This window comes from Neisseria sp. P0009.S007, assembly GCF_051962515.1.
Window position 1 is genome coordinate 1 of record NZ_JBQCVF010001029.1, and the last position, 305, is coordinate 305.

The following is a 305-nucleotide window of genomic DNA, read 5'->3' on the forward strand; positions in this document are numbered from 1 at the left end:
GCTTAGGCTGACACCACAACAGCTCGGCTGTGCGCGCGGCATCAGGGTGCAGGCTTGGAATCGGCATCATGAAGGTATAAATCGTGATGTCGGTCATTTTTTCAAATTCATGCTCCAAGCGTTTGCAGTACGGGCAGTCCGGATCAGAGAAAACAGCGACTTTCAGTTTGCCGTTGCCGCGTACTTCTTTGATGGCTTTGTCCAAAGGCAGGGAAGCGAAGTCGATTTTGTTCAAATCGGCGGCGCGTTCTTCAGTCATGCTTTGGCGCGTGTTGACGTTGATGAGGTCGCCAACAAGCATATAG

Annotated in this window: 1 protein-coding gene; it reads right to left on the bottom strand. The window is 51.5% G+C overall.

Going from position 1 to position 305, the window contains the following annotated elements:
• A partial coding sequence (locus tag ACTHS3_RS17615; RefSeq protein ID WP_440368713.1) for a DsbC family protein occupies positions 1–305 on the bottom strand: 305 nt, incomplete at both ends.